Annotated in this window: 26 protein-coding genes and 1 tRNA gene; 11 read left to right on the forward strand and 16 right to left on the reverse strand. The window is 52.1% G+C overall.

Annotated features, from left to right (window positions below; genetic code table 11):
* Positions 1 to 81: 81 nt before the first annotated feature.
* The 5 genes from N7387_RS13720 to mutY all read right to left on the reverse strand — a co-directional run bounded on the left by N7387_RS13720 (position 82) and on the right by mutY (position 4,186).
* A complete protein-coding gene (locus N7387_RS13720) occupies positions 82 to 1,278 on the reverse strand; it encodes a tyrosine-type recombinase/integrase (RefSeq protein ID WP_279799666.1) in 1,197 nt (398 codons plus the stop codon).
* A 177-nt stretch (positions 1,279 to 1,455) separates the two neighbouring features.
* Positions 1,456 to 1,531, reverse strand: a tRNA-Phe gene (locus N7387_RS13725).
* A 174-nt stretch (positions 1,532 to 1,705) separates the two neighbouring features.
* Positions 1,706 to 2,782: a membrane-bound lytic murein transglycosylase MltC gene (gene mltC, locus N7387_RS13730; protein WP_262859279.1), complete on the reverse strand. Its 1,077-nt coding sequence runs from the start codon at positions 2,780 to 2,782 to the stop codon at positions 1,706 to 1,708.
* Positions 2,783 to 2,851: 69 nt separating this feature from the next.
* Complete coding sequence (locus tag N7387_RS13735) at positions 2,852 to 3,124, reverse strand: oxidative damage protection protein (RefSeq protein WP_004237812.1); 273 nt, start codon at positions 3,122 to 3,124, stop codon at positions 2,852 to 2,854.
* Between the two features lie 9 nt (positions 3,125 to 3,133).
* Positions 3,134 to 4,186 (reverse strand): A/G-specific adenine glycosylase, encoded by a 1,053-nt coding sequence (gene mutY, locus N7387_RS13740; protein WP_279799669.1) that lies wholly within the window; start codon positions 4,184 to 4,186, stop codon positions 3,134 to 3,136.
* A gap of 228 nt (positions 4,187 to 4,414) precedes the next feature.
* Here mutY and trmB point away from each other — a divergent pair, with 228 nt between their 5' ends.
* From trmB to N7387_RS13765, 5 genes are all read left to right on the forward strand, one after another.
* Entirely contained in the window at positions 4,415 to 5,134 is a 720-nt protein-coding gene (gene trmB / locus N7387_RS13745) for a tRNA (guanosine(46)-N7)-methyltransferase TrmB (protein WP_262862566.1), read from the forward strand.
* Entirely contained in the window at positions 5,134 to 5,460 is a 327-nt protein-coding gene (locus N7387_RS13750) for a YggL family protein (RefSeq protein ID WP_025154052.1), read from the forward strand. The genes trmB and N7387_RS13750 overlap by 1 nt, the downstream gene beginning before the upstream one ends.
* Positions 5,461 to 5,566: 106 nt before the next feature.
* Positions 5,567 to 6,493, forward strand: a complete 927-nt coding sequence (gene glsB / locus N7387_RS13755; RefSeq protein WP_279799672.1) for a glutaminase B — start codon at positions 5,567 to 5,569, stop codon at positions 6,491 to 6,493.
* Between the two features lie 44 nt (positions 6,494 to 6,537).
* Positions 6,538 to 7,266: a DUF2884 family protein gene (locus N7387_RS13760; RefSeq protein ID WP_262859275.1), complete on the forward strand. Its 729-nt coding sequence runs from the start codon at positions 6,538 to 6,540 to the stop codon at positions 7,264 to 7,266.
* 160 nt (positions 7,267 to 7,426) lie between these two features.
* Positions 7,427 to 8,383 carry an ABC transporter substrate-binding protein gene (locus N7387_RS13765; RefSeq protein ID WP_279799676.1) on the forward strand — a complete coding sequence of 319 codons (957 nt, stop codon included), beginning with the start codon at positions 7,427 to 7,429 and terminating at the stop codon, positions 8,381 to 8,383.
* A 57-nt stretch (positions 8,384 to 8,440) separates the two neighbouring features.
* On the opposite strand, the gene hemW is transcribed toward N7387_RS13765, so the two are convergent.
* The 4 genes from hemW to N7387_RS13785 form a co-directional block, all read right to left on the reverse strand.
* Positions 8,441 to 9,571 carry a radical SAM family heme chaperone HemW gene (gene hemW / locus N7387_RS13770; protein ID WP_279799678.1) on the reverse strand — a complete coding sequence of 377 codons (1,131 nt, stop codon included), beginning with the start codon at positions 9,569 to 9,571 and terminating at the stop codon, positions 8,441 to 8,443.
* Entirely contained in the window at positions 9,564 to 10,160 is a 597-nt protein-coding gene (gene rdgB / locus N7387_RS13775) for an RdgB/HAM1 family non-canonical purine NTP pyrophosphatase (RefSeq protein WP_072871876.1), read from the reverse strand. Before rdgB ends, hemW begins: the two co-directional genes overlap by 8 nt.
* Before the next feature lie 12 nt (positions 10,161 to 10,172).
* Positions 10,173 to 10,721 (reverse strand): YggT family protein, encoded by a 549-nt coding sequence (locus N7387_RS13780; RefSeq protein ID WP_046895179.1) that lies wholly within the window; start codon positions 10,719 to 10,721, stop codon positions 10,173 to 10,175.
* Between the two features lie 80 nt (positions 10,722 to 10,801).
* Positions 10,802 to 11,500: a YggS family pyridoxal phosphate-dependent enzyme gene (locus N7387_RS13785; RefSeq protein ID WP_262859271.1), complete on the reverse strand. Its 699-nt coding sequence runs from the start codon at positions 11,498 to 11,500 to the stop codon at positions 10,802 to 10,804.
* A gap of 21 nt (positions 11,501 to 11,521) precedes the next feature.
* Between N7387_RS13785 and N7387_RS13790 the strand changes: the two genes are divergently transcribed.
* Positions 11,522 to 12,544: a PilT/PilU family type 4a pilus ATPase gene (locus tag N7387_RS13790; RefSeq protein WP_279799681.1), complete on the forward strand. Its 1,023-nt coding sequence runs from the start codon at positions 11,522 to 11,524 to the stop codon at positions 12,542 to 12,544.
* Between the two features lie 27 nt (positions 12,545 to 12,571).
* Here the strand turns inward: N7387_RS13790 and ruvX are convergent, their stop codons facing one another.
* The 4 genes from ruvX to rsmE all read right to left on the reverse strand — a co-directional run bounded on the left by ruvX (position 12,572) and on the right by rsmE (position 15,326).
* Positions 12,572 to 12,994, reverse strand: a complete 423-nt coding sequence (ruvX, locus tag N7387_RS13795) for a Holliday junction resolvase RuvX (protein WP_262859269.1) — start codon at positions 12,992 to 12,994, stop codon at positions 12,572 to 12,574.
* A complete protein-coding gene (locus N7387_RS13800) occupies positions 12,994 to 13,557 on the reverse strand; it encodes a YqgE/AlgH family protein (protein ID WP_262859268.1) in 564 nt (187 codons plus the stop codon). The genes ruvX and N7387_RS13800 overlap by 1 nt, the downstream gene beginning before the upstream one ends.
* Before the next feature lie 77 nt (positions 13,558 to 13,634).
* Entirely contained in the window at positions 13,635 to 14,585 is a 951-nt protein-coding gene (gshB, locus tag N7387_RS13805; protein WP_279799684.1) for a glutathione synthase, read from the reverse strand.
* Positions 14,586 to 14,594: 9 nt separating this feature from the next.
* A complete protein-coding gene (gene rsmE / locus N7387_RS13810; protein ID WP_279799686.1) occupies positions 14,595 to 15,326 on the reverse strand; it encodes a 16S rRNA (uracil(1498)-N(3))-methyltransferase in 732 nt (243 codons plus the stop codon).
* Positions 15,327 to 15,568: 242 nt separating this feature from the next.
* Between rsmE and N7387_RS13815 the strand changes: the two genes are divergently transcribed.
* Positions 15,569 to 16,222: an A24 family peptidase gene (locus N7387_RS13815; RefSeq protein ID WP_025154065.1), complete on the forward strand. Its 654-nt coding sequence runs from the start codon at positions 15,569 to 15,571 to the stop codon at positions 16,220 to 16,222.
* Here N7387_RS13815 and N7387_RS13820 read toward each other — a convergent pair.
* Positions 16,202 to 16,813, reverse strand: coding sequence for a DsbA family protein (locus N7387_RS13820; RefSeq protein ID WP_279799689.1), 612 nt, complete (start codon positions 16,811 to 16,813; stop codon positions 16,202 to 16,204). The genes N7387_RS13815 and N7387_RS13820 overlap by 21 nt on opposite strands.
* A gap of 20 nt (positions 16,814 to 16,833) precedes the next feature.
* On the reverse strand, positions 16,834 to 17,670 hold the full coding sequence (locus N7387_RS13825; protein WP_279799753.1) for an MBL fold metallo-hydrolase: 837 nt from the start codon (positions 17,668 to 17,670) through the stop codon (positions 16,834 to 16,836).
* Positions 17,671 to 17,825: 155 nt separating this feature from the next.
* Here N7387_RS13825 and N7387_RS13830 point away from each other — a divergent pair, with 155 nt between their 5' ends.
* Positions 17,826 to 18,752 (forward strand): LysR family transcriptional regulator, encoded by a 927-nt coding sequence (locus tag N7387_RS13830; RefSeq protein WP_279799691.1) that lies wholly within the window; start codon positions 17,826 to 17,828, stop codon positions 18,750 to 18,752.
* Here the strand turns inward: N7387_RS13830 and N7387_RS13835 are convergent.
* Entirely contained in the window at positions 18,742 to 19,656 is a 915-nt protein-coding gene (locus N7387_RS13835; protein ID WP_279799693.1) for a LysR family transcriptional regulator, read from the reverse strand. The genes N7387_RS13830 and N7387_RS13835 overlap by 11 nt on opposite strands.
* Positions 19,657 to 19,774: 118 nt before the next feature.
* Between N7387_RS13835 and lysA the strand changes: the two genes are divergently transcribed.
* The 3 genes from lysA to N7387_RS13850 all read left to right on the forward strand — a co-directional run bounded on the left by lysA (position 19,775) and on the right by N7387_RS13850 (position 23,340).
* Positions 19,775 to 21,025, forward strand: coding sequence for a diaminopimelate decarboxylase (gene lysA, locus N7387_RS13840; protein ID WP_279799695.1), 1,251 nt, complete (start codon positions 19,775 to 19,777; stop codon positions 21,023 to 21,025).
* Between the two features lie 311 nt (positions 21,026 to 21,336).
* Complete coding sequence (locus N7387_RS13845; RefSeq protein ID WP_279799697.1) at positions 21,337 to 22,284, forward strand: tRNA-dihydrouridine synthase; 948 nt, start codon at positions 21,337 to 21,339, stop codon at positions 22,282 to 22,284.
* 30 nt (positions 22,285 to 22,314) lie between these two features.
* Complete coding sequence (locus N7387_RS13850) at positions 22,315 to 23,340, forward strand: ABC transporter substrate-binding protein (RefSeq protein ID WP_279799698.1); 1,026 nt, start codon at positions 22,315 to 22,317, stop codon at positions 23,338 to 23,340.
* The last annotated feature ends 28 nt before the right edge of the window (positions 23,341 to 23,368 follow it).

The following is a 23,368-nucleotide window of genomic DNA, read 5'->3' on the forward strand; positions in this document are numbered from 1 at the left end:
CTCGCTTTCTGTTAGGTAAGTGTTACGAAATAAAATACGTTATGACTAAGGCATGATAATGATCACCTTTTTAGCTGTAAGTTATAGCCGGACAGCATTACTGTGGTTTTCCAGAGTATCAATGTAGTCTGCATACCACTGCATCATTTCCCTGCGTCCGTCCATATACTGAGCATGATTATATGTTCCCCGAATTGAGTTTTTATCGGCGTGAGCAAGCTGCGTCTCAATCCATGCTGAGTTATATCCTTTTTCATGCAGAATTGTACTCATCGTGTGACGGAAGCCATGTCCTGTTGCTTTACCGTCATACCCAAGCCGTTTCAGTACCATATTGATACTGGCCTCACTCATCGGTTGATTTATGTTACAGCGCCCCGGAAAAACCAGTTGATACTGGCCTGTAAAAGCATATAGCTCTTTCAGCATTTCAATCACTTGTTTGGAAAGCGGAACGGAATGCGGACGGCGCATTTTCATTCTTTCTTCAGGGATTAACCAAATTGCATTATTGAAATCAAACTCACTCCAGTGGGCTGCCCGGAGTTCGATTGTTCTGACTCCGGTTAATAACAGGAGTTTGGTGGCTAAGCGGGTAACAGGGCTTCCTGAATACGCTGAAAGCTTCTGTAATAGTTCGGGAAGCTCCTGAGCGGTTAGGTGAGGGAAATGTTTTGTTTTAGGCGCTTTAAGCGTCCCTGTGAGCTCTGCGGCAGGATTTATCGTTGCACGGCCTGTAGCAATGGCATAACGGAAAATCTGATTACAGAACTGCCTGACCTTACGCATTTTTTCTAAAGCACCACGCTTTTCAATCATTCGTAAGATTTCTAACATTTCTAATGGAAGGATCTCGGCGACAGGGCGTCTGGCTAAATAAGGAAAGATATCTTTATCTAACGCATCAAGAACACTTTCAGCATAGCTTTCGGACCATTCAGACGATTTATGGGTATGCCATTCAAGCGCAATCGCTTTAAACGTATTTTCAACAGTTATTTTTTTCGCGAGTTTTTCCAGCTTCTTTTGTTCCGCCGGGTCGTTACCTTCAGCTAACAGTTTTCTCGCGTCATCACGTTTTATCCGTGCATCGGCAAGAGAGATATCGGGATAAACACCAATAGATAATTTTTTCTCTTTACCCGCAAAGCGATATTTCATTCGCCAGTAACGAGCACCATTAGGTTTGATGAGAAGATAAAGTCCACGCTCATCAGAGAGCTTATACTCTTTGTCTTTAGGTTTGGCAGCCTGTATCTGCCGGGCGCTGAGTGCCATAATGGGGGCCCCTAAATTACATTGAACACGATGAGCCCCCAAAAAAGCCCCCAACAGACACTTGATTCAGGTTGAGTCGTGTTGAGTTCGGTGGAGCTCGATGAGTGATAATACAAGGTAATTCAATGAATACAAAGGGGTTTACTTGACTTGAGGAGACCACTGTAGAAGTGAAAGTGGTGCCCGGACTCGGAATCGAACCAAGGACACGGGGATTTTCAATCCCCTGCTCTACCGACTGAGCTATCCGGGCAACGAGGCGTATTAAACCCGATTCCGTTCCGGGCGTCAATCTTATTTCCTTCAAATTTAATCAAGTGACGATTTTTTCTGCAATTTACTGAAATTTTAAGCAGTAACATTCATTTTTACGGCATAACACGTAAAATTACCGGCGGACAATTGCAGATCCTGTCCGCCGGAAAACTTAACGGCGGTAGCCTTTTTGCAGATCGTTGACTTTGCGCAGGTAATTACGGGATTCACCGGACGGGTGTTTCGTCGTCAGGGTTTCATACACTTTACCCGGCTCCATACCGCTGATAATGCGGGCGGCCTGCTTTTTATCATTGTGGAAGACACGCAGCACACTGCCCGCACCGCCGTTGTAGGCGGTGATAACCGCATAGCGCCGTGATGTCGGGTTGCTGATCTCACCGAGGTAGGTATTCTGCAGAATGGCCAGATATGCCGTACCTGTGTCGATATTACTGGCCGGGTCAAACAGATAGCTGCGGCTTGGCACACCGGAGCGGCCCTGTGATTTAAACACATCACGTCCGGCGGTGTTCGGCATAATCTGCATCAGCCCCAGAGCATCAGAGCGGCTGACCGCATACGGGTTAAAGCTGGATTCTGTCTGCATAATCGCAAGGATCAGCGATTCTTCCACGCCGTATTTGGCGGATGCCTGACGAACCAGCGGCAGGTATTTGTGAGCGCGCTGGTCCAGATGGTTCGGTACCAGTTTCAGGGTGATATAGGTGATCATCTGTGAGCCGGACTGACGGCGCTGTAAGCGGTTGGTTACCAGATAATCCGCGAATTTGGTGGCTCGCCACTCCCAGCGGACGGGTTGTCCGGTATGATCCAGCACCTGGCCGAACAGGAACGGCTCTTTACTGATGGTGACATCGTTGGCATCGGAATAGAGGTCAACTGAGCCCGGATCATCCCCCATCAGCAGGGTATTGATAATCGCCTGACGCAGATGGGCTTCCGGCTCAACCCCTGCCAGAGTCTCAATGGTAACGGTACCGGCATCAAAGTTGATATGGGAGCGGGTGTAGTACTGATCGGTGTATTTGACATAATCTTTCGGACCGGCAATCAGTACTTCTTTTATACCCCAGATATTTTCAATGTTATGGGCAAACTGGCCCATCAGAATATCAAATCCGTTGGTATCCTTAACATATTCCGGACGGTAATCCGTCTGTTTCTGTGAACCGGTACAGGACGCCAGCAGCGGCGCAAGAATGATCAGTGCAGCAAGTTTTTTCATGGGTATAAATACGGTGTGATCCGGGTTCAGATACAACATCAGAGCCGGGAAAGGGCTCTGATGACAGGATTATTTTTCAGGCGGTGTATAGCCTTCAATGTGGATATCGTGGCCTTCAAACAGGAATTTGACCATCTCCTGTTCCAGCAGTTTACGATCGTCCGGGTTCATGGTGCTGAGTTTTTTCTCGTTGATCAGCATGGTCTGTTTGGACATCCACTGCTGCCAGGCTTCTTTGGAAATCTCATTAAAAATACGTTTGCCTAATTCGCCCGGATAGAGCTGAAAATCCTGGCCGTCAGCCTCACGCTGAAGAAAGGTGCAAAAAATCGTTCTGCTCATGTAACATCCTCAAAAATGGGGTTCTTTACCGATTTGCTTAAGCAAGGTTTCCACCGGGGCGGCCAGGCCGATTACCGGGGGATTTTGGCTGTTATACCAAATCCCGTCGCTGTCGTCATGGACTGCGGTGCGATCGGTGACGTTTGCGGCAACGGGGACAATATCCAGATGAAAATGGCTGAATGTGTGGCGGAAAGCAATCAGCTGCTGTAACGGTGAGTGGCTGATACGGCGCTGTGCCAGCCAGCCGTACATGTCCTCTTCCGTTGCAAACTGCGGAAAACTGTATAATCCGCCCCAGATCCCTTTCGCCGGACGCTTTTCCAGCCAGATTTCATTATCATGCTGAATGATAAGAAAGTAAGCTGTTTTTTCCGGAATCGATTGTTTCGGTTTTTTGCCGGGATACGCTGCCGGGTTGTGCTCTGCATACGCAATACAGCCGGATTGCAGCGGGCACAGCTCGCACTTAGGTTTGCTGCGTGTGCAGACCATCGCGCCCAGATCCATCATCGCCTGATTAAAATATTGCACGCCGTCAGCCGGGGTGACATCTTCGGCGATCGCCCAGAGGCGGTTTTCCACCTCTTTTTTACCGGGCCAGCCGCTGACGGCATAACAGCGTGCCAGCACCCGTTTGACATTACCGTCCAGAATCGGGAAGTGCTGATTCTGAGAAAGTGACAGAATCGCGCCTGCGGTTGATCGCCCGACGCCGGGCAGGGCAACCACGTCCTCAAACGTGACCGGAAACCTGCCGCCGAATTCTGAGGCAATAGTCTGTGCCGCTTTGTGCAGATTGCGGGCACGGGCGTAATAGCCGAGCCCGGTCCACAAATGCAGCACTTCATCAAGCGGAGCGGCGGCGAGATCAGTAACCGCCGGAAACCGTTCAATAAAACGGTTAAAATAAGGAATAACCGTTGCCACCTGGGTCTGCTGTAACATCACTTCAGAAAGCCAGACGTGGTAAGGGGTCTTTTCCTGCTGCCAGGGCAGATTTTTTCTGCCGCAGCGGTGATACCACGTCAGAACCGACTGCGAAAATTGCTGTGCTTCCATGAGAATTAAATAATCATTGAATAGTTTTAATTGACGGGAATTCCAGCACACTGTTTTGCGACTGTAAACCAACTTTTACCCGAAATTGTGCGAAAGAGGGTGATTAACCGGTGCGAAGTCGGTTGTCTCTTGCTAAACTTGCCGCACTTTGCGTGTGTCAGCGCAGCGCAGCCCGTTGTGCCGGACACATTATGATTTATTTTTGCCGGGATACTGACAGCAAACCTTATGATCAACAATGTAATTTCGCCGGAATTTAATGAAGACGGCAGAGCCCTGCGCCGTGTCCGCAGTTTTGTGCGCCGTCAGGGACGGCTGACCAAACGTCAGGAAGATGCCCTGACTGACCTGTGGCCGTCAGCGGGTGTGGATTTTACCCCGGAACTGCTGGATTTTACCGCGCTGTTCGGGCGTGATGCACCGGTCACGCTGGAGATCGGTTTCGGCATGGGTACTTCTCTGGTGGAGATGGCGAAACAGAATCCGGATAAAAATTATCTGGGGATTGAAGTGCATGCCCCGGGGGTCGGTGCCTGTCTGGCAGATGCTCAGGAGGCCGGGGTAACGAACCTGCGCGTGATGTGCCATGATGCCATCGAAGTGCTGGATAAAATGATCCCGGATAACAGCCTGCATATGGTACAGCTGTTTTTCCCCGATCCGTGGCATAAGGCCCGTCACAATAAGCGGCGTATTGTTCAGTTGCCGTTTGCAGAAAAAGTGCGGACAAAACTGGCACCGGGCGGTATCTTCCATATGGCGACGGACTGGCAGCCGTATGCGGAGCACATGCTTGAGGTAATGACTCAGGCACCGGGTTACCGCAATCTGTCAGCCACACAGGATTATGTACCGCGCCCGGATACCCGGCCGGTCACGAAGTTTGAAAAACGCGGCCATCGCTTAGGCCATGGCGTCTGGGATCTGATGTTTGAGAGGATGAAATAATGGCAACACAACGTAGTCGTCGTTTACGGAAAAAAATGCGTATCGATGAGTTCCGCGAACTCGGTTTTTCCTTCAAATGGGATTTCCCGGAAGGCACTGATGTCGATACTATCGACCGCACGGTTGATCAGCTGGTTGACGAAGTGATCGAGCCGAACGGCCTGGCGCTGGATGCCAGCGGTTACCTGAGCTGGGAAGCCATGGTCTGTTTACAGAAAATCGGCGAGTGTACCGATGAACACCGTAAGCTGGTGGGTGACTGGCTGAAAGCCAAAGGGATGCAGAACATTCAGATGTCTGAACTGTTCGATATCTGGTGGGACTGAGATAAATTTCTTACCACGCTAATTATTAATAAGGGCACCTGAATGGGTGCCCTTATCTGTCTCCGGCCTCCGGATTTGCGGCATACCGTGTTTTGGAGTAACAATTTTGACCACACACTTTAGTAATGAACTGCTGGACGATATTTTGCACCGTGTCCGGCCGCTGATTGGCTCCGGTAAGGTGGCGGATTATATTCCGGCGCTGGCGGAAGTCTCACCAGACAGGCTGGGGATCGCGGTGTGTACCGTGGACGGAGAAATTTTTTCCGCCGGTGATGCTTATCAGCGCTTTTCGGTGCAGTCCATTTCCAAAGTGCTGAGTCTGACACTCGCGATGACGCGTTATAAGGAGTCTGAGATCTGGTCACGGGTTGGTAAAGAGCCGTCCGGTCTGCCGTTTAACTCGCTGGTGCTGCTGGAGATGGAAAAGGGTATTCCGCGCAATCCGTTTATTAATGCCGGGGCGATTATTATTGCGGATATGCTGCAGTCCCGCCTCAGTGCGCCGCGTCAGCGGATGCTGGAGTTTGTCCGCAAACTGACCGGCAGTCAGGATATTACCTATGATTTGCAGGTGGCGCGTTCTGAACTGGAACACGGCAGCCGCAATGCCGCTATCGCTTTTCTGATGAAATCTTTCGGCAATTTTGAAAATAATGTACTGACTGTGCTGGAGAACTATTTTCACTATTGCGCACTCTCAATGAACTGTGCTGAACTGGCAATCTGTTTTGCCTATCTGGCCAACGGCGGCGTACCGCTGGGTGGCAGCGAGCCGGTGATCACACCGTTGCAGTCACGGCAGATAAATGCCCTGATGCTGACCTGCGGGATGTATGACGGCTCGGGGGAGTTTGCTTACCGGATAGGCATGCCCGGTAAATCCGGGGTCGGCGGCGGGATCGTCTGTGTGGTGCCCGGCGAGTTTTCGGTGGTGGTCTGGTCACCGGAACTGGATGATTCCGGGAACTCTTTGGCTGGTTGTGCTGCCTTAGAAATGTTATCTGCAAAAATCGGGCGCTCTATTTTCTGAACCCGCCGGGTTCAGCGTCCGCTGTCTGAGAATCAGGAGTGTTTATGTTACGTAAATGGATTGCCGTTCTGAGTCTGGGTGCCGCGTCGCTGGCATCGGCGGAAGGGTATCAGTGCAGTGTCACCCCGCAGGATGATTTGGTTATCACACCGGCCTATGTACAGGTGATCGGGAAAAGCGGGGAAATGAAGATCACCCCTGACGGGCAGATCACCCGTGACGGCAAATCCCTGACACTCAGCGCCGCACAAAGTGCGGATGCAAAACGCTATCAGTCAGGTGTGCGTCAGGATGTGCCGTGGATAAAACAGCAGGCGGTGAACCGGATCGGTAAATCCCGTCAGGCGGTGGACAAGGTGCTGATCAAAGAGATGGGGCAGGACAGCAAACTGCGCGGCCATCTGACAACCCTGGAAGCGGATCTGAATAAACAGGTTGATCGGATTATTGAAACCCGTCCGGATGGTTATGCTTTCCATCATCAGGCGATTAAGCAGGTAGAGCAGGACGGACGTGCGCAAATTCAGCAGCGTCTCGGCGGTATGCTTCAGGATGCGATCAATGAGATCGGCCGCAAACAGCTGCTTGCCGGGCTGACCGGTGACAAAAACGCCGCCGGTGCGGCACTGAGCGGGCTGGACGGGTTACAGAAATCCTTACAGCAGGCCGTGCGTGAACAGGAAGGTGATTTTAAACAGTTCAGTAAACAGGTGTGTGGTAAAGTCACCACGCTGGAACAGCAGCGTATTCAGCTGATGAATTCCCTTAAGTAATATAAGGTTACCGGTACATTTTGTACCGGTAACTGCTTTTTTAGCTGATCAGGTTCAAATAAATAATAATTGTTATGATAATGATTCTTATTTGATTGACATGTTTCGGCTTCTGCCTAGAATGAACTGCAACGTTAAACGCATTTAATCAGGCAGGAACATGAAAAAGATCATTCCGTTAGTGTTAATTCCGTTTTTAGGCTTTGCCTCCGCTTCCGCGCTGGCTGACTCCGCGCCGAAATACACCCCGAATCATATCGCCGCTGTGGCGGATAAAAGCCCGCTGCTGACCATCGAACATCAGTCCGGCTCTGCAAAAGTGGCACAGAAACCATCCCGCGTGGTGCTGTTTGACTTTGGTGTGTACGACACCATGAATAAGCTGGGGCTGGCTGACAATGTTGTCGCGCTGCCGCTGGGTAATCTGCCGTCATACCTGAAAGGTCAGGTGAACAGCAAAGTCGCGGATGCAGGCGGAATGAAGACGCCGGACCTGGCAAAAATCGCGGAACTGAAGCCGGATCTGATTGTGATCACCGGTCGTCAGGGCAAATCATTCGATGAACTGAATAAAATCGCACCGACAGTGAACCTCGGTACCGGCGGTGATGATTATCTGGCAGCGGCAGAGGCGAATATTGCTCTGATCGGTCAGCTTTATGATATTGAGAAGAAAACCGCAGAAGAACTGACTGCACTGAATAAAACCATTGCTCAGGCTCAGGAAAAAGCCGCCAAATCCGGTAAAAAAGTACTGGTGATGCTGCACAATGACGGCAAATTATTCCCGAATAAACAGCCGGTTGTCTATCAGGTGGTGAAAGCGGCTGCTGTTGATATCCCGGTTGACCCGAAAGCAGAGAAAGATAAGCGTCCGCTGGTGACACCGGACATGGTGGCGGAGCTGAACCCGGATGTGATTCTGGTGATTGACCGCAGCGCGGCGATTGGCGCAGGGCAATGGGATAAAGCGGCCTTTGAAACTGATGGCGTGAAAAAGACCAATGCCTTTAAGAATGATAAAATTATCGTGTTACAGCCGGATCTCTGGTATCTCTCCGGCGGCGGACTGGATAGTCTGAGCCGTCAGGTGCAGGCCGTGGAAAGCGCGCTGTAATCAGCTGGATTGATATAACTAATAAAACCCGGGCGTGAAAGCGACCGGGTTTTTGTTTTATAAAAACCGTTCCAGCAACGTATTGAGGAATAACTTGCCGTGTTCGGTTATCTGCCAGTGAGTTGCGGTTTCGGAAATCTCACCGGCATTCAGTGCCGCCTCAATCTGCGGACGAACCACGGATTCCGGCAGTCCGGTGTAATCGGTGAAATCCCGGCGCGGCATCGCTTCCAGCAGGCGGAACCGGTTCATAAAGAACTCAAACGGCCGGTCTTCTGTTGCCACCTCATTTTGCTGATCAAGATAGCGCCCTTCCATATAACCGCGCGGATGTTTGGTTTTGACTGTCCGCAGAATGCGTCCGTCAGCAAACGAAATTTTGCCGTGCGCACCACAGCCGATCCCGAGGTAATCCCCGAAACGCCAGTAGTTGAGGTTATGCTGACACTGAAATCCCGGTTTTGCATACGCGGAGGTTTCATACTGCACATAACCGGCCTGTGTCAGTAGCTGATGCCCCTGAGAGAAAATATCCCACAAAAGATCGTCATCCGGCAGTACCGGCGGGCGGGAGCCGAAGCTGGTGTTCGGTTCAATCGTCAGCTGATACCAGGACAGGTGCGGCGGGGCAAGCTCAATCGCCTGGCGCAGGTCACTGAGCGCCTCGCCGAGATGCTGCTCCGGCAGCCCGTGCATCAGGTCGAGGTTAAAACTGCGCAGTCCGAGTGTCGCCGCGAGCCGGGCCGCCCGTTTGGCTTCTCCGGCATCGTGAATACGCCCGAGGCGGATCAGTTTGTCATCACCGAAGCTCTGCACACCAATGGAAATGCGGTTGATACCGGCTTTCTGGTAGCCACTGAAACGGTCGGCTTCTACGGTGCCCGGGTTGGCTTCCATGGTCACTTCCGCATCCTCCGCGACAGGGATCCGGGCACGTACGCCGTCCATCAGTGTCTGCATGGCTTCCGCACTCAGCAGGCTGGGGGTGCCGCCGCCGATAAAGATGGTCCGGATTTCGCGACCGGCCACCAGCGGCAGATCGGCATCCAGATCAGCCAGCAGATGTGCCACATAATCATCATGCGGCACTTCACCTTTCAGCGCGTGAGAGTTGAAATCACAGTAAGGGCACTTCTGAACACACCACGGAATATGAATATACAGACTGAGCGGGGGAAGCTTACCCATTACGCAGGGCTTCCGACAGCAGTGCCAGCGCTTTGCCGCGGTGAGACATAGCCTGTTTTTCTTCCGGACGCAGCTGTGCGGCGGTTTTATTCAGTTCAGGTAACCAGAAGACCGGATCATAACCGAAACCGCCTTCGCCCTGCGCCTGCTCTGCGATCACACCGGCCCAGCGGCCATGACAGATGATCGGCGTCGGGTCGTTTTCGTGGCGCATATAGACCAGTACACAGTTGAAGTGCGCCTGACGCTGTTCCGCCGGGACGCCGTCAAGGGCAGCCAGCAGTTTTACAATATTGGCACCGTCGTTGCCATCCGTTCCGGCATAACGGGCGGAGTAGATCCCCGGTGCGCCGCCGAGGTAATCGACAGAAATCCCGGAGTCATCCGCAATAGCCGGTAAACCGGTGACTTTTGCTGCGTGACGCGCTTTGATAATGGCATTTTCAACAAAGGTCAGGCCGGTTTCCTCAACGGAGCCGACACCCAGTTCCGTCTGTGCCACCACATCCATACCGGCATCTGCCAGCAGTGAGGCCATTTCACGGACTTTTCCGGCATTGCCGGTAGCTAAAACAATTTTGCGGGTCATATCAGCGCCTGATTATAAAAATATCCACTGAACAATATCGTTATAGAGATAGCCCAGCGCGTACAGAATAAAAATAACAATCATTGCAGAGAAATCAATGCCGCCCATCGGCGGAATGATACGGCGGAACGGTGACATCAGCGGCTCGGTCAGCTGCATCAGTACATAATCCACCGGGTTGCGGCCCTGACTGAACCAGCTCAGCAGCGCACGGGCGAGGATCACCCAGAATACCGTCATACCTGCAAGATAAAGAAGATTAAAGAAAGCGACTAACAGCATCAGCCCGCCGAGCTGGCCCTGAAAACCGGCCAGAAACCACGGAAAAAGCAGTTTCAGCAGGACGGCAACATAGGCCACCAGCACAGAGGCCGTATCAATCGGGCCGATAGCCGGAATAATACGGCGCAGCGGACGGACAACCGGCTGTGTGGCTTTCACGACAAACTGGGCAAACGGATTATAAAAGTCCGCGCGCGCCCATTGCATCCAGACACGCAGCAGTAAAATCGTGGCATAGGCATGCAGGAGCGTGGTGACAACAAAATTCAGTGTTTGCATCGGTGAAATCCTTAACAGAAAACAAATTAACCGGTTTGTGATAACGCACTAAGGTACAGGAAGGTCATGATACAGAATGATCAGGATACAGAATAGTTACGCGCACCGAAAATTGCGGTACCAATGCGCACCATGGTCGAACCGCAGGTAATCGCGGCATCCATATCATCGGTCATACCCATCGATAACGTATCCGCCTGCGGGTATTTTCCCTGCAGTTCACGGAAAGCGGTTTCCATCTGACGGAAAACCGCACACTGACGTTCCGGGTCTGTTTCCGGTGCCGGGATTGCCATCAGGCCGCGCAGACAGACATTCGGCAGGGCCGCAACCTGTTGTGCCAGTGCCGGTAATTCCGCAAGGGTGATACCGGATTTACTGTTCTCATCGCTGATATTGATCTGGATAAGCACATTCAGCGGTGCTTTGTCTGCCGGGCGCTGATCACTCAGGCGCTGGGCGATTTTCAGCCGGTCGATGGTGTGGCACCAGTCAAAATGCTCCGCAACCAGACGGCTTTTATTAGACTGCAGCGGGCCGATAAAGTGCCATTCCAGGTGTTGATTCGCGGAGAAATACTGAATTTTTTCAACGCCTTCCTGGACGTAGTTTTCACCAAAGCGGGTTTGCCCGGCAGCTATTGCTTCTTCGAGCGCGCTCACAGGTTTGGTTTTACTGACGGCAAGTAAGGTCACTGTGTGTGGATCGCGGCCGCATTTTTGCGCCGCAGCGGTTATACGTTCTCTGATTTCTGTCAGATTGTCTTTTATTGGTTTCATGATGATCCGGGAGATAACCTAATGAATATGGATAATTTAATCGCCCTTAGTGTAAAGCATAATGCATCCGATCTGCACCTTTGTGTTGGTCAGGTGCCGGTATTACGGGTGGATGGAGAGCTTTTTTCGCAGACACACTGTGCGGCGGTAACGGATGACGCACTGCGCGGCTGGGTAAAGACGATCCTCGACCAGGCAAATTACCACAGATTGATGACAAAAGGGCAGGCGGATCTTGCGTTGTTTATCCGCGATCAACCTTTGCGGGTGAATATTTTCATGGCAGGGGGATTGCTGAACGCCGCACTGCGGCTGATAAGCCCGGTGGTTCCCTCTCTGGAGGATATCCTGGCACCGCCGGTGTTTGCCGGGCTGCTGTCAGAAACGCAAAGCGGCCTGATTCTGGTCACCGGGGCGACCGGCAGCGGAAAATCAAGCACGCTGGCGGCGCTGCTCAGTTATATCAATCAGCACTTCCGGCGGCATGTGATTACCCTGGAAGACCCGGTGGAGTTCCGTCACCGCAGCAGGCAGTCGCTGATCCGCCAGCGGGAAATCGGCCGTGATTGTGAGGATTATCAGCAGGGGCTGACAGCCGCACTGCGCCAGGATCCGGACGTCATTATGCTGGGGGAACTGCGGGATGAGGCGGCTATCCGTCTTGCGCTGACGGCGGCGGAAACCGGACATCTGGTGCTGAGTACCCTTCATACCAGAGGCGCGATTGCGGCGATTGAGCGGCTGACGGATGTGTTCAGCGGCGCAGAAAAAAACAGGGTATGCAGCCAGCTGGCAGGCAGTCTGGTGGCGGTGCTGAGTCAGTATCTGGTGGCAAAACAGGGCGGCGGGCGCTGTGCCGTGTTTGATGTGCTGATCAATACCCCGGCGGTGGCGAGCCTTATCCGGGATAACAAAGCATATCAGATTGCCTCTCATCAGCAGTCAGGCGCACAGTCCGGGATGATGACGGAGGAGCAGTGCCTGCAATGGCGGCGCGGCAGAGGAGAGATTGCAGGGGAGGCGGACGCGGTACCGGCATGGTAAACAGTACCGCGCGCCGGGGCAGAATTGTCAGCGGTAAAGCTGTTCAAACCAGCTTTCAAGGATAATCACGGCAGAGGCGGAGTCTACTTTGTCTTTGCCGAGAGCGCGGTAGCCGCCGTCTGCAAACAGATTGGCGCGGGCTTCCACCGTGCTGAGGCGCTCGTCATGGAGTTCAGCGCGGATCCCGAAACGCCCGTGCAGGCGGTTGGCGAATTTTTTCGCCTGATTCGTGACCAGCTGCGGTGTGCCGTCCATATTGAGCGGCAGGCCGACAACCACATAATCCGGCTGCCATTCACGGAACACGGCGGCGATCAGCTCCCAGTCCGGGATTCCTTCACGGGCTTTCAGTGCCGCCAGCGGGCGGGCGGTGCCGGTGATGGTCTGACCGACAGCCACGCCAATGCTTTTGGTGCCGAAATCAAAGGCAATCACAGTATTACTGCTCATTATGCGTGTCCGGCCTGTTGTGCAATGGTGTAAATATTGACGCCGATACCGGCGGCAGCTTCGCGCCAGCGGTCGGGCATCGGGGTACGGAACAGCAGGCGCTCACTGACATCGGCCACCAGCCAGCTGTTCTCCATGATTTCCCGCTCCAGCTGACCGGCTGTCCAGCTTGAGTAGCCGAGCGTCATCAGATAGTGCGCCGGCTGCTCTGCGGTTCCCAGGGTTTCCAGCACATCTTTCGAGGTGGTCAGAAACAGATCATCGGTCAGGCGGGTACTGGCGGCGTACTCTTTATCACCTGAGTGCAGCACGAAGCCGTGCTCTTCAGAAACCGGTCCGCCGAGCAGAACCGGTTTTTCCAGCGACAGGTTTTCATCATGGATATCCGGGGTGATTTTCAGCTTTTGCAGAATTTTACTGACAGACAGCTGTTCGATTGGTTTGTTGATCACCAGTCCCATTGCCCCGTTTTCATTGTGCTCACACAGATACACAACTGAACGCGCAAAATACGGGTCATCCAGTGAGGGCATAGCAATGAGAATATGATGTTGTAAGTTCATAACCTTCTTTTCAGTCTGCCCGCAGACCGGAAAGAACGGCCTGCGGATATGGGTGTGCGGGGGGAGAGCCCCGGCGGTTACCGGGCGAGACGTTTTTCAATGGCATCCATCAGCATGCCGGTGACAGAAACGTCCGGTTGTGCGGCTTCAATTTCGCGGGCACAGGTCGGGCTGGTTACGTTGATTTCCGTCAGGCGGTCGCCGATCACATCGAGGCCGACAAAAATCAGACCTTTTTCTTTGAGGACCGGTGCCACGCTGCGGGCAATGGCCCAATCACCTTCACTCAGCGGACGCACTTCACCGTGCCCACCTGCCGCGAGGTTACCGCGTGTTTCACCTTTGGCCGGGATGCGTGCCAGGCAATAAGGAACCGGTTCGCCGTCCACCACCAGGATACGTTTGTCACCGTCTTTGATGGCAGGCAGGAAGTTTTGCGCCATGCAGAAAGTATGACCGTGATTGGTCAGGGTTTCGATAATCACACCGACGTTCGGGTCATCCTGTTTCAGACGGAAAATAGACGCACCGCCCATGCCGTCGAGCGGTTTAAAAATCACATCACCGTGTTTTTGATGGAATTCACGCAGACGCTGTGCACTGCGGGTGACCAGGGTGTCCGGGGTCAGATCGGCAAACCAGGCGGTGAATAGTTTTTCGTTACAGTCGCGCAGGCTCTGCGGTTTGTTGACGATCAGGGAACCGGCACTTTCCGCACGCTCCAGGATATAGGTGGCGTAAATGAATTCAGTATCAAACGGCGGATCTTTGCGCATCAGAATGACATTCAGGGTGCCCAGCGCGATATCCTGCTCGCTGCCGAACTGATACCAGCCTGCCGGGTCTTCTTTCACCGTCAGGGTGCGGGTACGGGCACGGGCAACGCCCTGATGCAGATAAAGGTCATTCATCTCCATATAATGGATTTCATAACCACGGCGCTGTGCTTCGAGCAGCATCGCGAAACTGGTGTCTTTCCTGATTTTGATGGAATCGATAGGATCCATCACAATACCGAGCTTGATCATTTTTTCTCCTTAACCCAGATCGCCGAAACGCACCTGCAATGCGGTGATTGCAGTGAGCGCGGTGGTTTCTGTGCGTAATACACGCGGCCCTAATAAGATGTCGGTAAACTGATGACCGGCGGTCATCGCGATTTCCTCTGCTGACAGCCCGCCTTCCGGGCCAATCAGCAATCGCACTTTAGCGGTTTCTGCGGGCAGTGTATTGATACTTTGTGATGCGCGCGGATGTAAATTTATCTTCAGGGCATCATCATTTTCCGCACACCATGCTTCCAGGGTCTGCACCGGGCGGATCTCCGGAATCACGTTGCGTCCGCACTGCTCGCAGGCGGCGATGGCAATTTTCTGCCACTGCTGCTGTTTTTTGTCCAGCCGTTCACCATCCAGTTTAACACCACAGCGTTCAGAGATCAGGGGGGTAATAATCTGAACACCCAGTTCAACCGATTTCTGAATGGTGAATTCCATTTTTTCGCCGCGTGACATCACCTGTCCGAGGTGGATAGACAGCGGGGATTCGCGGTTGTCGTCCTGCTCATCAGCGATACGGACAGTCACACTTTTTTTGCTGATATCTGTAATTTCAGCATTAAAAATCCGGTTGGTGCCGTTAAACAGGATCAGGGAATAGCCGGTTTTCATCCGGAGCACACGGGCAACATGGTTGGCACCGTCGTCTGTCAGTTCTGTCACCATGCCGGGGGTTAAAGTGCCGGGGTGATAAATGCGCGGGATCCGCATGAAAATATCCTTTACGTTCTGCCGGCACGCTGCCGGTTGATACACATTGCCCTCATGATAATAGAGGGGGGATCCTCACTGCAAGCATCAGCCGGGATCATTACATGCCGGGGTAACAGCCAATATTGCGTGATGACCCGAAAAAAAATGTAATTCAGCGGTAATCAGGGAAAAAAAGATGTCTTTCCCGGGGCGGTCAGGCAGGCTGCGGATATCGCAACAGGGAAAGACGCGGAGAAAACATGGACTGGCTGATTATGATTATCTGGGGAGTATTTTTGCCGCTGCCGCTAAAAGCCGGGACGGAATATATTCTGCGCCATTACTATCAGTATCCGCAGCGGTTGCCGGGCGGGTGGTTATATCTGCACTGCCTGTTATCCGGCGTGCTGATCGTGTTCTGGTCAGACGGACAGGGCGTGTATGTCCTGTTTCTGACTCTGCTGTTTTTGTGTCTGGTGATGCTGTTTCATATTGATAACGCAGTATTTTATTTGCCGGATAAACTGGTGTTCCCGGTGCTGTGGGCCGGATTGCTGTTTCAGAATGAGGTCCGGCTGGTGACGCTCTCTTCCGCGCTGTACGGGGTGATCGGCGGTTTTTTTCTGCTCTGGTGTGTGGCGGAAGGTTATGCCTGGTGCCGGAAAAAAAGCGGCCTGGGCGGCGGGGATATCAAACTGTTTTCTGCCTCCGGGGCCTGGGTGGGGGCGGAACAACTCGCGCTGTTGCTGATGCTGGCCTGTGTGTCAGCGCTGGTGGTGTCCGGGATGCACTATTTCCGTCATCGCGGTTATCATCACCCGCAGTGCGGCCCGCGTATTATTGCCTTCGGGCCGCATTTAATTGCGGGGATGATTATGGTGATGGGAATGATGTCAGGCAGTCGTTTTCAGTAACGGGATCAGCCTTTCCCAATGAGATTCTGCACCCAGTACCGCCTGGTTCGGGATGTGCTGAAATTGGCCGTCCTCTTCCAGCAGCAGAGTCGGGAAGCCGCCGGTCGGGTTATGCACAAATAACTGACGGCTCTCATTAATATGCTGCTCAGTATTATCAGACTGAATATCGCTGATACCCAGTTTATCCGCCAGCCTGCGCAAAGTATCGCGGTTAAGCGGCAGCCCGTCCTGATAATAGGCTTTCTGGCAGGCTTCCAGCATGTCAATGCCTTTACCTGACTGTGCCTGCGCACTGAGAATGGCGGCAATCGGCGGCACGGAATCCATCACCCACTCCTGATTTTTCAGCAGGGTGTAAAAAGCATCGGTAAACGCTTGTCCGGTCAGCTGAGTGATGCGCTGATTGTGGTTGCGGATCATCTCCCGCATGCTGTCATCTGCCGGGCGGCGCTGTGAGCCGGTAATCATCCCGCCGCCGTGCAGGGCGATCGTCACGCCCTGTTTATGTGCGGCCTGAATAAACGGCGCAATACCATAACACCAGCCGCAGAGCGGATCATAAATATAGTGCAGCGTTTTTACTGACATTCTGTTTTCCTTAAATCAGATTACTGCGGCCAGCGCATTTCACCTTTGAGCACTTTGGCGCTCAGTTCGAGGCTTGATTCATCCGCTAGGGCCGGGTAAGCGGCTTTCAGTGTGCTGATCATCTGTTGTGAGTCCTTACTTTCTTTCAGGGCTGCTTCCGCACGGGTCAGATAATCCGCGGTAAAGGTAATGGCCACCGGTGAGAAATGGCTGTTACCGACATAATGGCCGGGCACCACGGTGGCCGGATGTTTGTCCTGCATACTTTTCAGCGACTGCTGCCAGTACTGACGGGATTCCGGGGTCTGGGTATCCGCCAGCCAGACATGGATATTCTCTGATACCAGCACACCGCCCATTACCGCAGACAGTGACGGCACCCATACATAACTGCGCTCCGGTGCCGGGCTGTCCAGCCCTTCAATCAGAATACTTTCCCCTTCCAGCATAATGCGGTTGCCCTCTAACGGCTCCGGCACAACGATACTCTGCGGGGCATTTTCTTTCAGAACCGGTCCCCAGTAAGCCAGTTTACCGTCTTTACTTTCTTTAATCAGTGCCACGGTCTGCGGAGTGGCGACAATCTTAGCCTGCGGGAAGGCTTTTTTCAGTTCATCCAGTCCGAAATAGAAATCCGGATCCGAATGGCTGATATAAATGGTGGTCAGCGTTTTGCCGGTCGCACGGATTTTATCCGCCAGTACCTGAGCATCATCTTTCTGAAACTGAGCATCAATCAGAACCACCTCATTTTTGCCGCTGATGATTTCCGAGGAAACCGGAAAGATACTTTTTTCGCCGGGGTTATACACTTCCAGCGACAGCGGTGCGGCGGCAGTGACAAAAGAGGCACCCATCAGGGCGCTGAATACCAGTGAGGTACGGATTGCAGAAGTCATGGTGTTATCCTTTTTGCAGGTGAGTCGTTAAGATGACGCTATAATAAGTTGCATAATCCGCCGGAAAAACCCCATAATCCGGTCTTCATTGTTGCATAAACCGGACAAATAAAATGGACAGGATCACCGCCGCTCAGGTTTTTATTGCCATTACCGAACAGCGCAGCATGAGCAAAGCCGCAGATATGCTGGGTATGTCCCGGGCGATGGTCACACGTTATCTGGCTGAAATGGAGAACTGGGCCGGTGTGCGGTTACTGAACCGGACAACCCGCAGCCTGACGCTGACCTCTGCCGGTGAAGCGGTGCTGACGCAAAGCCGGGAATTACTGTCGCTGGCAACGGCGATTGCCCGTCCGGTGGTGACAGAAGATGAGGCCGTCAGCGGCCTGGTGCGGATCACCTGTGCCCAGTCACTGGCGATGGTGGCACTGTCAAAGGCGCTTGTGCAGTTCCGGGCCCGTTATCCGGCTGTTGCTGTTGATGTGCAGGTTACAAATAAAGCGATCAGCCTGGTGGAGGAACGGATTGATCTGGGGATCCGCATCACCAACAACCTTGAGCCGAACCTGATCGCGAAGCCGCTTTCCCGCTGTGATTCTGTGGTTTGTGCGGCACCGGCGTATCTGGAAAAACACGGGTATCCGCTATCGCCTGAGGCACTCAGTGAATTGACCTGTCTGACCTATAATTTCTACGGTCGCAGCCTGTGGTTATTTGAACGGAATGATGAGGTGATTTCTGTCCCGGTAAGCGGGGCGCTCAGTGCCAATGAATCCACGTTTCTGCTGGAAGCAACGCTGAACGGGGAAGGTATTGCATTGCAGCCTTACTGTTCGGTGTATGAGCATCTGAAAACCGGGCGCCTGGTGCGTCTGTTTCCGGAATACCGGCTGCCTGCGCTCGGCATTTACGGCATTTATACCAGCCGCGAACATATGGCGCGGCCGCTGCGTCTGCTGCTGGATTTTCTGGCAGAGTGGTTTGCACATTCGCCGGACTGGCTGCCGTATCTGCTGGATGAAAAAACTAACCGGTAACCCGTTTTAACTGCCGCAAAACAGCCTGCATATGCTGACGGAGATGGGTAATAAAAATATCTGTCAGTACAGAATGCGGCCTGTGCAGCGGGCGGATCAGGCTCACGGTGAACGGAATGTCTTCACTGAACGGACGGACACAAATCCCGCTGCAATCCATGGCGGTCAGTGGGTTAACGACAGATACCCCCAGCCCCTCCCTGACCATGGCACATACCGAGGCCGCACTGTGTGTTTCCATTATCATCCGACGCGGGATCTGCTTTTCACTGAACAATGCATCAATCCTCTGCCGGTAACTGTCCGCAACGGACAGGCTGATAAAATTTTGCTGTGCAAAATCAGCGGGGGTCAGTACTGATTTGCTGCACAGTGGATGCGATGACGGCAGCACACAGACTTCACTGAGCGTGAGCAGGGTTTCCTGCAGGGTGCCGGGCGGCGTCAGCTGATGTTCGGTGATCCCAAGGTCATAACGCTGGGCGGAGAGCCACTCTTCCAGCAGCGGTGACTCCTGCGGGGCGATTTCAAAATTCACATCCGGATACTGCGCATGAAATGTGCGGCAGACAGCAGGCAGCAATGACTGAGCAAAGGCGGGCAGGCAGGTGATTGCCAGCTGGGCATGCTGAAACTGGCGGATGCTCTCCGCCGCCCGGCTGATACGCTCAAGGCCGTAATAGGATCGTTCCACTTCCTCGAATAACCGCAGCCCCTGTTCAGTCGGGTGCAGGCGGCCTTTGATGCGGTCGAACACACGGAACCCGAGGATTTTCTCGAAACGGGCAAGCTCCCGGCTGACCGTCGGCTGAGAGGTATGCAGCAGTTGTGCGGCATCCGTCAGGCTCTTTGTTGTCATAACCGCGTGGAAAATATCAATGTGACGCCAGGAGTAGTGTTCCATTATTCATCGAATCCATATCAGTAATGAATAGACATTAGCAAATCAGATATTTTAAATCGCGCAGAATTTTTGTCACGATGGAAAAAAATGAGATCACGATCAAAAAGAGCACAACATCATGACTATCGCAACCAAAACACTCCGCGCCCCGTTTACCCCGGATGCCCTGCGCAGCCTGGCTCAGCAGTACGGTACCCCGCTATGGCTGTATGACAGTGAGGTGATTATCAGCCGTATTGCCCGTCTGAAGCGCTTTGATGTGATCCGTTTTGCGCAGAAAGCCAATTCCAATATTCATATTCTGCGTCTGATACATGAGCATGGTGTCAAGGTCGATTCCGTCTCTGCCGGGGAAATCGAACGGGCACTGAAAGCCGGTTACCGTCCGGATGAGATTGTTTTCACCGCCGATATGATTACAGAAGAAACGCTGGATCGCGTGCTGGAACTCGGCATTGCGGTAAATACCGGCTCGGTGGATATGCTGCGCCAGATTGGTGCCCGCCGTCCGGGGCATCCGGTGTGGTTGCGCATTAATCCGGGGTTTGGTCACGGGCACAGCCAGAAAACCAATACCGGCGGCGAGAACAGCAAGCACGGGATCTGGTTTGCGGATCTCGGAGAAGCACTGGCAGAAATCAGCCATTATCAGCTGACATTAACCGGCATCCATATGCATATCGGTTCCGGAGTGGATTATGAGCACCTGGCAACGGTCTGTGATGCCATGGCTGAACTGGTGATCACCAATAATCTGGATATCCGCGCGATTTCTGCCGGCGGCGGATTATCGACCCCTTACCGTGAAGGGGATGAAGTTATTGATATCGACAATTATTTTTCACTCTGGGATGCCGCCCGGGATCGTATTGCCCGTCATCTCGGTCGTGAGATCACTCTGGAAATTGAACCGGGTCGTTATCTGGTGGCGGAATCCGGTATTCTGCTGGCACAGGTACGGGCGGTCAAAGGGATGGGGAGCCGCCACTATGTGCTGGTGGACAGTGGTTTTAATGATCTGATGCGTCCGGCCATGTATGGCAGTTATCACCATATTTCAGTGTTACCGGCAGCGGGAGAACCGCAAAACAGTGCTGTGCGGGAAACAATTGTCGCCGGGCCGTTATGTGAATCCGGGGATGTGTTTACCCAGCTGGAAGGCGGGATGGTGGTGCCGCGTGCATTACCGGAAGCCGCTGTGAATGATTTTCTGGTATTTCACGATACCGGGGCATACGGCGCATCGATGTCATCAAATTACAACAGCCGTCCGTTATTACCGGAAATTTTATTTACTGACGGAAAGGCGAAACTGATCCGCCGCCGTCAGACCATTGATGAACTGATGGCGCTGGAAATTACAGAATAATATATGTGTCTGACCAATATTGAAAATACCCGGGAATAACATCCCGGGTATTTTATTATTGATACTCCCCGGGAGTATGTTAATGTTATTTTTACTTACATAAAAATAACAACAGAATGATAACTTTTAACGCAATAATCCCATCCGGAGGCCATATTCCGGCAGAGTGTGACTGGTGTTATAAAACCGATTGCCTGTCATAGAGTCCCCGCACTGTTACCTCTATTATCACTTCAGTCACTTTATTATTTATTATCGGTACAGTTTTTATATAACAGTGCCGGTCAGCTTTTTCCGGGGACGTGTGTATTATGAATTTAATGCAGCCATTTGTATCAGAAAAATTAACACTTAAAAATAAATTAGTTTATCCGCCGGTCAGAATAAAACGTGCCACTGACGGCTACGCGGATTACTTTCATCTGGCGCATTATATGTCTTTTGCTGTCGGTCAGGTCGGGCTGATTATTATGGAAGAGTGCGCGGTTACCGTTGACGGCCGTCTGGGCAGTGGTGCGCTGGGTTTATATGAGGACGGACATGTTGCGATGCTGGCGCAGATTGTGGCAATGCTGCAAAATGAAGGCAGTAAAGTGGCGATCCAGCTTAATCATGCAGGCAGTAAGTCACGGCTGGAATCCGGCAATATTATTCAGGATATTAATGCATTAACAGCGCAGGATATTACTGCATTGTTTGACTGCTATACACGCGCGGCGGCACGGGCAGATAAAGCCGGATTCGATGCCCTGGAAATTATGGCATCCCATGAGTTTTTAATTTCTCAGTTTATTGATCGGCGGACAAATCAGCGCAGCGATAAATATGCTGATCCGGTTATTTTTCTGACAGAATTACTGACCGCAGTCCGCAAATCCTGGCCGGAAGATAAAGCGATTATTTTGCGTATCGGCACCCGTTACTGCGAAGAAGACAGTATTTCATTTACACAAAAAATTCTGCGTAATATTAATCTGCTTATTGATATTGTGCATATATCCAATGGCGGCAGTCAGATGCACGGAACCAATAAAGGGGTGGCATATCAGCTGGAAGATACCAAAGGGGTAAAAAAAGGCTGTGAGAAACCGGTTATTGTTGTCGGGGGTATTCGTGATCACCAACTGGCCGATGATATATTAGAACACCAATATGCGGATTTAATTGCCGTTGGTCGCGGGTTATTGCGCAATCCTAACTGGTATCTGAAATATGATCGTAAATTAATTCCCCGTCCGTATATCCGGGCATTTCGCTGATAACAGTAAATACAATGACAGGAAGATAACATGGCAATATCAGTCTTAAAACGTATTTTCAGTGCCTGTGTATTACTGCTGTTTTTCAATTGTGCCGGGGCAAAAGAAATTACTGATCTCGCCGGAAACCGGGTCACTATTCCGGATACGGTAGAGCGGATTGCGGTTGTACCTATTCCGTGGATGTCGATGATTTATGTGGTGGATGGTTCAGACGCAAAAATTGCGGGGATGCATCCGTCAGCAAAAGAGGCTTACCGTAACAGTATTTTAAATACACTGGCACCCGGTATTGAGAAAGTGAACAGCACCTTTGTGAATAAAGATTTCACGATTAACGGCGAAGAACTGGTCAGGTTAAATCCGGATCTGGTGATTATCTGGGATTACCAGAAAGAAGAAAAAGAGAAACTGGATAAACTCGGTATCCCGGCGGTGGCAATCAGATACGGTGATTTGGATGATGTGAAAAACGGGATCAGGTTGTTGGGCGACATTCTGGGCAAAGAAAAGCGGGCCGCAGATTTACTGGCTTTTTTTGATCATCAGATTCAGTCAGTGAACACGGTGACAAGAGACTCAACCCCGGTGACCATTCGTGAGATGCCGTACGGAAAGCCGGGTATTCTGTATGTCAGAGATAAAAATTTGACGGTGGCCGGTAAGACCTCGGTAAACAGCCTGATGATCAACCGGGCCGGGGGCATTAATCTGACAGATGATATGCGGGTTAAACCAAACTGGATCACGGTGTCGGCAGAGCAGGTGATTAACCTGGATCCGGACATTATTATTCTGAGCCAGTTTGATTCATTCGTGCCGGAAGATGTGTACCGGAATACGGTCGGCTGGCAGGGCGCAGAAACGATTTCTGCTGTGAAGAACAGACGTGTTTATAAAGCCCCTATCGGTATTTACCGCTGGGATGCACCGGGGATCGAAACACCGCTGATGATGAATGGATTGAAGCGCGGGTTAAACGTAAACCGGCAGATGACACGGCAATACAGCAGGATATCCGTCAGTTCTTTAAGCAGTTCTTTGATACCGATCTGACAGACGCACAAATGCGGGAAATCCTCAG

Source organism: Morganella sp. GD04133, from assembly GCF_029835375.1.
GTDB classification, from domain to species: domain Bacteria; phylum Pseudomonadota; class Gammaproteobacteria; order Enterobacterales; family Enterobacteriaceae; genus Morganella; species Morganella morganii_B.

What these genes read in the sequence shown, in the direction of transcription:
- N7387_RS13825 (WP_279799753.1), bottom strand. Translation starts at nt 17,670, where the DNA reads ATGGGTGCCTCTTTTGTCACTGCCGCCGCACCGCTGTCGCTGGAAGTG.
- N7387_RS13750 (WP_025154052.1), top strand. Translation starts at nt 5,134, where the DNA reads ATGGCAACACAACGTAGTCGTCGTTTACGGAAAAAAATGCGTATCGAT.
- N7387_RS13800 (WP_262859268.1), bottom strand. Translation starts at nt 13,557, where the DNA reads ATGAACTTACAACATCATATTCTCATTGCTATGCCCTCACTGGATGAC.
- mutY (WP_279799669.1), bottom strand. Translation starts at nt 4,186, where the DNA reads ATGGAAGCACAGCAATTTTCGCAGTCGGTTCTGACGTGGTATCACCGC.
- N7387_RS13780 (WP_046895179.1), bottom strand. Translation starts at nt 10,721, where the DNA reads ATGCAAACACTGAATTTTGTTGTCACCACGCTCCTGCATGCCTATGCC.
- lysA (WP_279799695.1), top strand. Translation starts at nt 19,775, where the DNA reads ATGACTATCGCAACCAAAACACTCCGCGCCCCGTTTACCCCGGATGCC.
- N7387_RS13760 (WP_262859275.1), top strand. Translation starts at nt 6,538, where the DNA reads ATGTTACGTAAATGGATTGCCGTTCTGAGTCTGGGTGCCGCGTCGCTG.
- mltC (WP_262859279.1), bottom strand. Translation starts at nt 2,782, where the DNA reads ATGAAAAAACTTGCTGCACTGATCATTCTTGCGCCGCTGCTGGCGTCC.
- N7387_RS13720 (WP_279799666.1), bottom strand. Translation starts at nt 1,278, where the DNA reads ATGGCACTCAGCGCCCGGCAGATACAGGCTGCCAAACCTAAAGACAAA.
- N7387_RS13735 (WP_004237812.1), bottom strand. Translation starts at nt 3,124, where the DNA reads ATGAGCAGAACGATTTTTTGCACCTTTCTTCAGCGTGAGGCTGACGGC.
- N7387_RS13850 (WP_279799698.1), top strand. Translation starts at nt 22,315, where the DNA reads ATGGCAATATCAGTCTTAAAACGTATTTTCAGTGCCTGTGTATTACTG.
- ruvX (WP_262859269.1), bottom strand. Translation starts at nt 12,994, where the DNA reads ATGAGCAGTAATACTGTGATTGCCTTTGATTTCGGCACCAAAAGCATT.
- hemW (WP_279799678.1), bottom strand. Translation starts at nt 9,571, where the DNA reads ATGGGTAAGCTTCCCCCGCTCAGTCTGTATATTCATATTCCGTGGTGT.
- N7387_RS13820 (WP_279799689.1), bottom strand. Translation starts at nt 16,813, where the DNA reads ATGTCAGTAAAAACGCTGCACTATATTTATGATCCGCTCTGCGGCTGG.
- N7387_RS13835 (WP_279799693.1), bottom strand. Translation starts at nt 19,656, where the DNA reads ATGGAACACTACTCCTGGCGTCACATTGATATTTTCCACGCGGTTATG.
- N7387_RS13815 (WP_025154065.1), top strand. Translation starts at nt 15,569, where the DNA reads ATGGACTGGCTGATTATGATTATCTGGGGAGTATTTTTGCCGCTGCCG.
- N7387_RS13765 (WP_279799676.1), top strand. Translation starts at nt 7,427, where the DNA reads ATGAAAAAGATCATTCCGTTAGTGTTAATTCCGTTTTTAGGCTTTGCC.
- N7387_RS13830 (WP_279799691.1), top strand. Translation starts at nt 17,826, where the DNA reads ATGGACAGGATCACCGCCGCTCAGGTTTTTATTGCCATTACCGAACAG.
- N7387_RS13790 (WP_279799681.1), top strand. Translation starts at nt 11,522, where the DNA reads ATGAATATGGATAATTTAATCGCCCTTAGTGTAAAGCATAATGCATCC.
- N7387_RS13845 (WP_279799697.1), top strand. Translation starts at nt 21,337, where the DNA reads ATGAATTTAATGCAGCCATTTGTATCAGAAAAATTAACACTTAAAAAT.
- rsmE (WP_279799686.1), bottom strand. Translation starts at nt 15,326, where the DNA reads ATGCGGATCCCGCGCATTTATCACCCCGGCACTTTAACCCCCGGCATG.
- N7387_RS13785 (WP_262859271.1), bottom strand. Translation starts at nt 11,500, where the DNA reads ATGAAACCAATAAAAGACAATCTGACAGAAATCAGAGAACGTATAACC.
- gshB (WP_279799684.1), bottom strand. Translation starts at nt 14,585, where the DNA reads ATGATCAAGCTCGGTATTGTGATGGATCCTATCGATTCCATCAAAATC.
- rdgB (WP_072871876.1), bottom strand. Translation starts at nt 10,160, where the DNA reads ATGACCCGCAAAATTGTTTTAGCTACCGGCAATGCCGGAAAAGTCCGT.
- trmB (WP_262862566.1), top strand. Translation starts at nt 4,415, where the DNA reads ATGATCAACAATGTAATTTCGCCGGAATTTAATGAAGACGGCAGAGCC.